Source organism: Acidimicrobiales bacterium (assembly GCA_035531755.1).
Classification (GTDB): Bacteria; Actinomycetota; Acidimicrobiia; order Acidimicrobiales; family UBA8190; genus DATKSK01.
The window spans coordinates 1-10,999 of the sequence record DATKSK010000050.1 but is presented as its reverse complement, the minus strand read 5'-3'; the positions used below and the strand labels follow the sequence as shown (position 1 = coordinate 10,999).

General features: G+C 74.8%; 9 protein-coding genes. 4 read left to right on the top strand and 5 right to left on the bottom strand.

Going from position 1 to position 10,999, the window contains the following annotated elements:
* From VMV22_10610 to VMV22_10590, 5 genes are all read right to left on the bottom strand, one after another.
* Positions 1-1,163 (bottom strand): amidohydrolase family protein (locus tag VMV22_10610; protein HUY22773.1); only part of this gene is annotated, 1,163 nt, incomplete at its 3' end.
* Complete coding sequence (locus VMV22_10605) at positions 1,160-2,248, bottom strand: amidohydrolase family protein (GenBank protein HUY22772.1); 1,089 nt, start codon at positions 2,246-2,248, stop codon at positions 1,160-1,162. The genes VMV22_10605 and VMV22_10610, both read right to left, overlap by 4 nt.
* Entirely contained in the window at positions 2,248-3,408 is a 1,161-nt protein-coding gene (locus tag VMV22_10600) for a zinc-binding dehydrogenase (GenBank protein ID HUY22771.1), read from the bottom strand. The genes VMV22_10605 and VMV22_10600 overlap by 1 nt, the downstream gene beginning before the upstream one ends.
* On the bottom strand, positions 3,405-5,132 hold the full coding sequence (locus VMV22_10595; protein HUY22770.1) for an amidohydrolase family protein: 1,728 nt from the start codon (positions 5,130-5,132) through the stop codon (positions 3,405-3,407). Before VMV22_10595 ends, VMV22_10600 begins: the two co-directional genes overlap by 4 nt.
* A gap of 34 nt (positions 5,133-5,166) precedes the next feature.
* The gene (locus tag VMV22_10590) at positions 5,167-6,624 is read right to left on the bottom strand and encodes an aldehyde dehydrogenase family protein (GenBank protein HUY22769.1); all 1,458 of its coding nucleotides are present in this window, start codon (positions 6,622-6,624) and stop codon (positions 5,167-5,169) included.
* A 57-nt stretch (positions 6,625-6,681) separates the two neighbouring features.
* On the opposite strand from VMV22_10590, the gene VMV22_10585 reads away from it, so the two are divergent.
* The 4 genes from VMV22_10585 to VMV22_10570 all read left to right on the top strand — a co-directional run.
* Complete coding sequence (locus VMV22_10585) at positions 6,682-7,287, top strand: TetR/AcrR family transcriptional regulator (GenBank protein HUY22768.1); 606 nt, start codon at positions 6,682-6,684, stop codon at positions 7,285-7,287.
* Positions 7,254-8,492 (top strand): amidohydrolase family protein, encoded by a 1,239-nt coding sequence (locus VMV22_10580; protein HUY22767.1) that lies wholly within the window; start codon positions 7,254-7,256, stop codon positions 8,490-8,492. Before VMV22_10585 ends, VMV22_10580 begins: the two co-directional genes overlap by 34 nt.
* On the top strand, positions 8,489-9,583 hold the full coding sequence (locus VMV22_10575; GenBank protein ID HUY22766.1) for an amidohydrolase family protein: 1,095 nt from the start codon (positions 8,489-8,491) through the stop codon (positions 9,581-9,583). The genes VMV22_10580 and VMV22_10575 overlap by 4 nt, the downstream gene beginning before the upstream one ends.
* Positions 9,584-9,595: 12 nt before the next feature.
* The coding region (locus tag VMV22_10570; GenBank protein HUY22765.1) for a class I adenylate-forming enzyme family protein at positions 9,596-10,999 on the top strand (1,404 nt) is incomplete at its 3' end.

Sequence of the window (10,999 nt, the reverse complement as noted above, 5' to 3'; positions counted from 1 at the left end):
GACAGGGAGGCCACCGCCTCGCGCAGCTCGCGGGTGACGCCGGGGAACACGGCGTCGGGATGCGGGTAGTCCGACGCCCAGACGATGCGGTCGGCCCCGCACAGCGGCGAACGCGCCGTGAAGGCCAGCGTGGACTCGTCGGGGTCGAAGCTGATCCAGCACTGCCGGCGGAAGTACTCCGACGGTTCGGCCCGCAGCTGGGGGACGTCCCACCCGAAGATCTCGTAGTGGTGGTCGAGCCGCTCGAGCCACGGCACGAGCCACCCGCCCCCGGCCTCCAGAAAGACCAGGCGCAGGTCGGGGAAGCGCTCGCACACCCCGCCGGCGAGGAGAAAAGCCATCGAGCTCATCATGTCGAAGGGGTTGGCGATGGCCTGGGTGAAGAAGATGTTGTCGATCGCCACCGTCCCGGTGTGATCGGGTAGCGGGTTGGCCGACGTGCGCAGGCGGTTGATGCGCAACCCCTGGCAGGCGCCGGGCAGGTCGGCCGCCAGGAACGGGTGGAGGCCCACGGGCAGGCCGGTGTCCGACGCCGCCGCCCACAGCGGCTCGTAGGCGGCGTCGGAGAAGGGCCGCCAGTCGACCGTGGGGTTGGGCCGCAGGAACACGCCCACGATCCCCGGCAGCGCCGCGACCCGGCGGATCTCGGCCGCGGCCAGCTCGACGTCCTGTTGGGGCAGGACCGCCACGCCGAACAGGCGGCCGCCGCCCGACCGGGTGTGGTCCGACAGCCAGTCGTTGTACGCCCGGCACATCACCGCCGCGAACTCCACGTCGGGGTGGCCCTGGATGCCGAGCAGCAGCGTGGGGTACAGCACCGCCTGGTCGATGCCGTCGGTGTCCATGTCGACCAGCCGCGCCGGCGCGTCCCAGGCGGCCGGGCGCACCTCGGTGTAGCGCAGCTCGCCGCGCTGGGCCCGGTCGCGGTCCTCGGCGGACATTCCGGCCGTGCCCGCCAGCGACATGAAGTTGGCGAGGCTGCGGGTGCCGTCCATGACGGCCCACTCCCGGCCGGCGTCGTCCACCTCGATGTGCCACACCCTGTCCTCGAAGCCCTTGGGGGCGAAGGCACGGAATCCCGTCGGGTGCTCCAGCACGTGGCCGTCGGCGTCGACGAACACGGGGCCGGATCCCTTCTGTGTCGTGGTCGCGGTCGCGGTCATCGGGGCAGGTTGTAGAAGTCACGGGCGTTCTCGGCCGCCACCCGGGCGAGCGCGGCCGGGGCCAGGCGGCCCTCGGCGTGGGCGCGCAGCTCGGTGGTCGCCCGGGGCCACGCCCCGTCCCAGTGCGGGTAGTCGCTGGCGAACATGACACAGCGGTCGCCGAGCAGCTCCACCACGCACGGCAGGGCGTCCTCGTCGGGCTCGCAGGTGACGACGACGTTGCCCGCGGCCACGTACTCCGCCGGCGGCCGGCGCCAGCCGTCCGGTATCCAGTCGCCGCGCGACTCGTAGTGCTCGCCGAGGCGCTCCACGAACCACGGCAGCCACCCCGCGCCCGCCTCCAGGAAGGCCACCCGGAGCGTGGGGTGCCGCTCGAAGACGCCGCCGCTCACGAGGGCGGTCATGGCGGTCATCTGGTCGAAGGGGAAGCTGATGCAGTGGACCTGGATGTAATTGTCGAAGCGGTCGACGCCGATCTTGGGGAGGTGGATCCCCGGGGCGCCGTGCACGCCGAGCGGCATGTCCATGGCGGCGGCGGCCGCGTAGAACGGGTCGAGGTCGGGGTGGTCGAGGTTCCGGTCCTTCAACGCCGGGGGCACGATCGTGCCCACGAGCCCGAGGTCCTTGGCCTCCTCCATCACGGTGACGGCCTCGACGCCGTGCTCGATGGGGACCACGGCCACACCGTGGAGGCGCCCCCCGCTCTGGGCGCAGAACCCGGCCGCCCAGGTGTTGTACATCCGGGCCATCCCGGCCCCGAGCACCGGGTCCTCGAGGGTGGGGACGCACAGGCCGAAGCTCGGGAACAGGACCATCTCGTCGATGCCGTCGGTGTCGGCGTTGGCGAGCACCCCTTCGACCGTGCCGGGCTCGACGCCCGGAGCCGTGGTCAGACCGTGCTGGGGCGGGCAGCCGGCACCGGGGCCTTCGTACTGCGGATAGGGCCGCCCTTCGACGAGCACGCCCAGCCTGGTGTCGGTGCGCAGGCCGACGTGGTCGGGGAAGCGCGCCATGAGCTCGGCGAAGAACTCGAGCGGCTCCACCGCATGGGCGTCGGCGTCCACGACGTGCAGGTCGACCGCCATCATCGCTCCTTCCCGGCACCGGCGCCGCCGGCCCCGCGCCCGCTGTCGCCGTGGCCCGGGCCGGCGCCGTAGACGATGACGCTGCGCGCCACCTCGCCCGCCTCCATCGCCCGGAAGGCGTCGTTGATGTCGTCGAGCCCGATGCGGCGCGTCACCATGCCGGCGGCGTCGATGGCGCCCCGCCGGACCAGGTCGACCAGGACGGGGAAGTCCCGGTCGGCGTCGGTCGACCCGTACACGCAGCCGACGACCGTCTTGGCGTCGACGAACAGCTCGAAGGCCGAGAACGACACCTGCTCCGCGGGGGAGCCGGCCCCGACGAGCACCGCCGTACCGCCCCGGCGCACCGCCGCGAACACCGTCTTGATGGTGTCGGCCCGGCCCACCACCTCGAAGCCGAAGTCCGCGCCCCGTCCGCCGGTGAGGGCCCGCACGGCGGCGGCGGCGTCCTCGGCCGACGAGTCGACGAGCGCCGTGGCCCCCATGGCCGCGGCCGTGGGCAGCTTGGACGCCAACCGGTCGACGGCGACGATGGCGGAGGCCCCCGCCAGGCGCGCCCCCTGGATCACCGACAGGCCCACACCGCCGCACCCGACGACGACCACGGTGGAGCCCGGGGTCACCCGGGCCGTGTGCCACACGGCCCCCACCCCGGTGGCGAGGGCGCATCCCACCAGGGCGGCGAGCTCCAACGGGACGGCGGGGTCGATGCGCACCACCTCGCCCTCGGGGACGAGGGTCTCCTCCCCGAAGGTGGCCGTGCCGAGGCCCCGCACGAGCGGCGCGCCCCGCACCGTGGCGTAGGGGCCGGCCAACGATTCGGCCAGGCCCACCTCGCACAGCATCACCTGCCCCGACAGGCACCAGAAGCAGCGTCGGCAGGCGGGCATCCACGTGAGCACGACGTGGTCGCCGGGTGCGACCCGGGTGACGTCGTCGCCGACCTCCACCACCACCCCGGCGCCCTCGTGGCCGAGCACGGTCGGGAACATGAAGGGGATCGACCCGTCCTGGACCGACAGGTCGGAGTGGCACACGCCGCTCGCCGCCATCCTGACCCGCACGTCACGCCGCCCGACGGGCGCGAGCTCGATCTCCTCGACCACGAAGGGGGCGCCCACCTCGTGGACCACCGCGGCGCGCACGGTGCGGCCGCTCATGGCCGGCCGGCCCCGGCCGTGACGGTGTCGGTGTCGGTGCCCGACCGCAGCACCGCACCGGGCAACGCGCCGGTGAACGAGCCCGCCCGCACGATCTCCTCGCCGTTCACCAGCACGTGCTCGATGCCGATGCCCTCGGCGTACAGACGGCCGGCGCCGCCGGGGAGGTCGGCGCGGGTGCGCTCGGGCCCGTGGCCGATCCGGTCGGGGTCGAACAGCACCAGGTCCGCCCACCAGCCCGCCGCCACCCGCCCGCGGTCGCGCAGGCCGTAGAGCCGGGCGGGGACGTCGGTGAGCTGGCGCACGGCCTCCTCCCACGACAGCAGCTGCCGGGCCCGCACGCCGTCGCCGAGCATCGAGGTGGAATAGATGGCCCCGCACATGACGTCGAGGTGGGCGCCGGCGTCGGACCCCCCCACCACGGTGCGCGGGTCCTGCCACACCCGGGCCCGCAGCTCCCAGTCCGCCTCGGACTCGCCGATGGGCGGGCGCAACCCGGTGCGCAGCCCGTCGGCGATCACGACGTCGAGCAGCGCGTCGAAGGGGTCCGTGCCCGTCTCGGCGGCGACGTCGCCCACGGAACGTCCCTCGTAGGCGGCGTTGGCGGGGTCGAACGTCTCGTCGATCACGAGGTTCTCCCAGCGCGCCAGCGCGCCGATGATCCCGGCCTCCTTCGACTTCGCCCCCGCGTCGAGGCGGGCCCGCGCCGCGGGGTCGCGCAGCACCGCCATGCGCTCGTGGACCGGCAGGGCGAACATCTCGCGCCACCCGGGCAGGGCATCGATGATGGCCCCGTGCTCGAACGACAGCCGGATCTTCATGGTGTGTGGCAGCGTCAGCGCCACCACGGTGGCGCCGCGCTCGGCCGCGGCGGTGGACGCCTCGAGCTGGTGCTCGACACCGCCGGGGTTGAGGGCCGACACCCCCAGGACGTTCCAGTTGGCCGGGCGATCCGCGAGCAGCGACAGCGTCGCCATGAGCTCGACCTCGTCCTCGCTGAACCCGTCGAGACACCCGGGCACGATGAGCTCGAGCGTGGTCCCGGGATGCTCGGAGACAACGGCGCACAACGCCTCGAGCTCGGCGCGCCCCGCCGCGCGCGAGGGGACCGGCATGCCGTCGCCGTCGTTGTGGGTCTGCGCCCGCGACGTCGACAGCCCGAGGGCGCCCTGCTCCAGCGCGGCGTGCAGCGCCCGGCGCATGGCGTCGACGTCGCCGGGGCCGGCCGCACCGCCGACGGCGGCGTCACCCATGACGGCGCGCCGCAGCGTGGAGTGGCCCACCAGGAAGCCGGCGTTGACCGCCACGGCGCCGTCGAGCCGGCCGAGCCACTCCCCGAACGACGCCCACGACCAGTCGAGGTGGTGCAGCGCGGTGATGGGCATGCCCTCGACCCGCGCCATCATGCGGGCCAGGTACTCGGCGTGCTCCGGGCCCGACGGCGCCAACGAGAACCCGCAATTGCCGCCGATCACGGTGGTCACGCCGTGCAGTGGGGAGGGGCTCGCGGCCGGGTCCCACGACAGCTGGGCGTCGTAGTGCGTGTGCAGGTCCACGAACCCCGGCACGACCATGAGCCCGTCGGCGTCGACGACCCGTGCGGCCGGCTCGTCGGTGGGGCCCACCGAGACGATGCGGCCGTCGCGCACGGCGACATCGGCGCGCCGCGCCGGGGCCCCCGTGCCGTCCACCACCGTCCCGCCGCGGATCAGCAGGTCGAGCACGCGCAGCTCCCCGGGGTACGACTCGCCGGGCCCGTCACGACGCCGGGAACTCCAGGACGGTCTTGGGGCGGGTGAAGGCGAGCATCCCCTCGGGCCCCAGCTCGACGCCGTAGCCCGACTGCTTCCACCCCCCGAACGGTGCCCGGTGGTCCATGGCGGCGGTGCCGTGGTTGTTCACGAACACGGTGCCGGCCTCGAAGCGCCGGGCCGCCTCGGCGGCCAGGTCGCCGTCCGCGGTCCAGATGGACGCGCACAGGCCGTAGGGCGAGTCGTTGGCGCGTCGCATCGCCTCGTCGATGTGGCGGTAGCCGAGCACCGGCAGCGCGGGGGCGAACTGCTCCTCGCACACGATCTGGGCGTCGTCGGGGACGCCCTCGACGATGGCGGGCGACACCAGGTAGCCGCCGGCCCCGGCGTCCTCGTCACGCACGCGCGCCGGGCGGTGCACGGTGGCGCCGCGCCCGGCGGCCTCCTCCAGCATGGCCTCGACCCGGTGGCGCGCCGCGGGGCGGTGCACGGGCCCCATGGTCACCTCGGGGGCGAGCCCGTCGCCCACCACCTCGGCGCCCACGCGGGCCACCAGCGCGTCGACCATGGCCCGCACCTTGTCCTCGGGGACGTACAGGCGCTTGATGGCCATGCACACCTGGCCCGAGGTGATGAAGGTGGCGCCGGCGATCCGGTCGGCCAGGGCGTCGTCGACGTCGACGTCGGGCGCCACGATGGCGGGGTCGTTGCCGCCGAGCTCCAGCACCACGGGCCGCACCGCGCCGGAGGCGGCCGCCATGACGGCGCGACCGGTGGGCACGCCGCCGGTGAACGACACCATGTCCACGCCCGGGTGCGACACGAGCAGCTCCCCGAGCTCGGGGGCGGGGCCGTTCACGGCGTTCACCACACCGGGCGGGAGCGCGTCGGCCAGTGCCGCGGTGACGGCGAGCACGGCGCCGGGGCAGGTGGGCGGGGCCTTGACCACGACGGTGTTCCCGGCCAGGAGGGCGGGGAGCACCTTGTTGCCGAGCACGGACACCGGCCAGTTGAAGGGCAGGACCGCCGCCACCACCCCGTAGGGCTCGTGGACCACGCGCGTGCGCCGACCGCCGCCGCCCATCGAACGCGGCGCCAGTGCCTCGGCGACGAGCGGGGCGAAGGCCCCCGCCATCCCGCCGATGGTGCCCGAGTCGAACTGCGCCTCCCACAGCACCTTGCCGTGCTCCCGGGTGAGCAGGCTCGCCAGGCCGTGCGCCTCCACCGCCGCGCCCGCCGCCGCGGCCGCCTTGTGGACGAGCTCGGACCGCTCCGCCGGGTCGAGCGCCGCCCAGGCCGCCTGCGCCCGGCGCGCCGCGGCCACGGCCGCGTCGAGCTGCGCCGGCGAAGCGGCCGGGGCATCGAGGACGACCTCGGCCGGGCGCACCGGGTTGGTCACCGGGTACGTGCCGGCCTCGCCGGGCACCACGCCGCCGTCGATCACGAGCCCGATCGCCTCGCCCACCCGTCCCCTCCCGCGTCCGGAGAATGCCGTTCTCCGGGATGATAGTTTCCGGTGCCGATGGTGTCCCGGGCGCGTGGCGTGGCGGTCGCCGACGATGTGGCCACCCGTCTGGTGGAGGCGGCCCGCGAGCTCGTGTGGGACGCCGAGGGCCCGACGTTCACCGTCAACCAGGTCGTCGCCGGCGCCGGGACGTCGCTCAAGGGCTTCTACCGCTGCTTCCCCGGCAAGGACGAGCTGCTCGTCGCCCTCTTCGAGGACGACGCCCGGCGGGGGGCCGCCGCCCTGGCGGCGATGGTGGGCGGGGAGCCCGACCCGGTGGAGCGCCTGCGCCTGGCCGTCGTCGGGCTGTTCCGCTTCATCACCGTCGACGGCCGCCTCCCCTACGCGGCGGCGCTGGTGCGCGAGCACCTGCGGCTGGCCGAGTCGCACCCGGACCAGCTGCGCGCCGTGCTGGAGCCCTTCGTCGACGTCTTCGAGGGTGCCGTGGCCGACGCCCAGGCCCGTGGCCGGGTCCGGGCGGGCGACGCCCGGCGCGACGCCCGCACCCTCTTCCACCTCGTGGTGTCGCACCTGCACGCCCTCATCTGCCACCAGATCGACGACCCGCCGACCGCCGTGGCCGAGGACCTGTGGGCGTTCTGCTCGGCGGCGCTGCGCCCGTGACCGGCGTGCTGCTCCCCGACCCCGACCCGCGCCCGATCCGCGTGCCGGTCATCTCGGTCGACGACCACCTCATCGAACCGCCCGACCTGTTCGAGGGCCGGGTGCCGGCGCGCCTGGCGGCGCGCGCCCCGCGCGTCGTCGAGCGCGACGACGGGGTCCAGCACTGGCTGTACGAGGACCGCACCTACCCCAACGTGGGCCTGAACGCCGTCGCCGGGCGCCGGCGCGACACCTGGAGCATGGACCCGTCGCGCTTCGACGAGATGCGCCCCGGCTGCTTCGACATCCACGCGCGCATCGCCGACATGGACATCAACGGCGTGTGGGCCTCGCTGTGCTTCCCGTCGCTGGTGGCGGGCTTCTGCGGATCGGTGTTCTCCCGGTCCGACGACCCCGAGCTGGGCCTGGCCTGCCTGCGGGCGTGGAACGACTGGCACGCCGAGGTGTGGGCCGGCACCTTTCCGGAACGGATCATCCCGCTGCAACTGCCGTGGCTCGTCGACGTGGCCGTGGCAGCCGAGGAGGTGCGCCGCAACGCCGAGCGCGGCTTCAAGGCCGTGAGCTTCCCCGAGTTCCCGGCGCGGCTGGGGGTGCCGTCCATCTTCTCGGGGGCCTGGGACCCGTTCTTCGCGGCGTGCGAGGAGACGGCCACCGTGGTGTGCCTCCACACCGGGGCTTCGGCATGGGCGCCCCTGCCGTCGCCCGACCCGCCCTTCGAGCTCTTCCCGACCCTCTTCCCGGTGAACGCGCTGCTGGCCGCGGCGGAGTGGCTGTGGTCCGGCGTGCCGCTGCGCTTCCCCGGGCTGTCGATCGCCATGTCGGAAGGCGGGATCGGGTGGGTGCCGATGCTGCTCGACCGGGCCGACTACGTGCTCGAGCACTCGGCGTCGGGCACCGAGAGCACGTCGTGGCCGTCGGACCTGCGCCCGAGCGAGGTGCTGCGGCGCAACTTCTGGTTCTGCACCATCGACGACCCGTCGGTCATCGAGCTGCGCCACCGCATCGGCGTCGACCACATCATGCTCGAGAGCGACTACCCGCACGCCGACTCCACGTGGCCCGACACGCAGGCGGTACTCGAGAGGACCATGGGCCACCTGCCCGACGAGGAGCTGCGCCGCATGGCCGCGGGCAACGCCGCCGAGCTGTTCCGCCACCCGATGCCGGCCGCCGACGACTGGCGGGCGACCGGAGGGCCGCGGTGAGCGTCGTCGACGCCGACGGGCACGTGGTGGAGCCGCGCTCCGCCTGGGCCGCGGTGCCCGAGCCGCACCGGCCGCGCATCGAACGTGACGCGCAGGGTTACGAGCACGTGGTCGTCGGGGACAAGGAGATCCTGGCCGTGCCGCTCGGCACCCTGGCCACCCCGGGGGCCCGCTTCTCGGAGCCGGCGTCCTTCCGCTCGTTGGAGGAGGCGTGGCCGGGGGGCGCGGACCCCGTGGCGCGCCTCGCCGACATGGACACCGAGGGCATCGACCGGGCCGTGCTGTTCCCCTCCGTCGGGCTGTACTTCTGGGCGCTCGACGACGCCCGGGCGGCGCTGTGGATCGCCCGCGCCTACAACGACTGGCTGGCCTCGTACTGCGCGGCCGACCCCCACCGGCTGTTCGGCGCGGCCATGCTCCCCATGCAGGATCCCGCCGCGGCCGCGGCCGAGCTGCGCCGGGCACGCCACGAGCTCGGCGCCGTGGCCGCCTTCGTCCGGCCCAACCCGTGCTGCGGGCGCTCGCTCTCCGACCCTGCCTACGAGCCGGTGTGGGAAGCCGCCGAGGAGACCGGGACCGCCGTGGCGGTCCACGAGGGCAGCTCGGTGATCGTCCCCACCCTGGGGTCCGACCGCCCCTTCAACCCGCTGGTCCTGCACGCCGTGTCCCACGCCTTCGAGGCCATGCTGGCCTACGCGCAGCTGGTGACGTTCGGGGTGCTCGAGCGTCACCCCGCCCTGCGGGTGGTGTTCCTGGAGTCCGGCGGCGGCTGGGTGCCGTTCTGGCTGGACCGCCTGGACGAGCAGGCCGGGAGCTTCGGCGGCTTCTGCCCCGACCTGCGCATGGCGCCGAGCGAGTACTTCGCCCGCCAGTGCTGGGTCAGCTACGAGGTCGACGAGCGCACCCTGCCCGCGCTCGCCCCGGCCATCGGGGAGCGGCGCATCGTATGGGGGTCGGACTACCCGCACCACGACGCCACCTTCCCGGGCGCGGTCGACGCACTGCGCCGGACGATGGCGCCCCTGGCGCCCGAGGTGCAGTCGATGGTCCTGGGCGGCAACGCCGCCGAGCTCTACGGGCTCGGCGACTGAACGGGGGCCGGGATGCTCGGCGACGTCGTCCGCGAGGCGGCCTCGCGCTACGGCGACACGCCGCTGTACGTCACGCCCGAGGGCGCCGCCCTCTCCTACCGCGACCTCGACCGCTTGTCCGACGAGGCCGCCGCCGGCCTGCGGGCCCGGGGCGTGGGCGCCGGCGACGTGGTCGCGCTCCTCCTGCCGTCGGGTCCCGCGTACGCGGTGGCCTACGCGGCGGCCGCCAAGATCGGGGCCGTCACCGCCGGGGTGAACGACCGGCTGTCGCCCCCCGAACGGCGCCGCTGCCTGGCGGTGGCGCGCCCGCGGCTCGTCGTCGCCTCGGCGCCGCTCGCCGGCGATACCGACGTGGCCGCCGTGACCGGGGTCGGCGACCTGGTCGCGGTGGCCGTCGGCGCCGACGTCGCCCCCGACGCGGTGCTCCCCGAGCTGCGGAGCGGGGCCGACCCCGGCGGCGCCGACCCCGCGCCGCTCGACCCCGACCACCCGGTGGCGGTGGTGTTCACGTCGGGGACCACCGGCGACCCGAAGGGTGCGGTGTTCGCGGCGCGCCAGCTGCGGGCGATCGGCGACATCGACGGCGGGGGGCGCTGGGGGGGCGGCGGGCGCGGCCTGTCGTCGACGTCGTTCGCCCACCTCGGCTACATGACCAAGCTGCCGCAGGCGCTGCGCGGCGGCGGGACGACGTTCCTGATGGACAAGTGGTCGGCCGGCACGGCCCTCGACATGGTCGAGCGGCACGGCATCACCGCGCTCGGGGGCATCCCCACGCAGGTGGCCCTCATGCTCCGCCACGAGCGCTTCGAGGCCACCGACACGAGCAGCGTCCGCACCATCGCCATGGGGGGAGGGCCCGCCACCGCCGCGCTCGTCCGCGAGGCGCGGCTGCGCTTCGGGGTGCCCGTGGTGGTGCGCTACACCTGCACCGAGGCCGGCGTGGGCGTCGGCACGGCGCACGACGATCCCCCCGAGGATGCCGAGGAGACCGTGGGCCGGGCGCGGCAGGGCGTCGAGCTCACCATCCGGGCCGACGACGACGAGCTGTCGGCCGCCGGTGAGGTCGGCCACGTCTGCCTGCGCTCGCCGGCGGTGATGAGCGGCTACTGGCACGACCCCGAGGCGACGGCCGCCGTCTTCACCGCCGACGGCGCCGTGCGTACCGGCGACCTGGGCTTCGTCGACGACCGGGGACGCCTGCACCTGGAGGGGCGCGCCAAGGAGATGTACGTGCGCGGCGGCTACAACGTCTTCCCCCTCGAGGTCGAGAACGTGCTCGCCGACCACCCGGGTGTCGCCCACGTCGCCGTCGTCGCACGGCCCGACGAAGTCATGGGGGAGATCGGCGTCGCCGTCGTCGTCCCCCGGCGCGCCGCCGACATGCCGACGCTCGAGTCACTGCGCGAGCACGCCCGC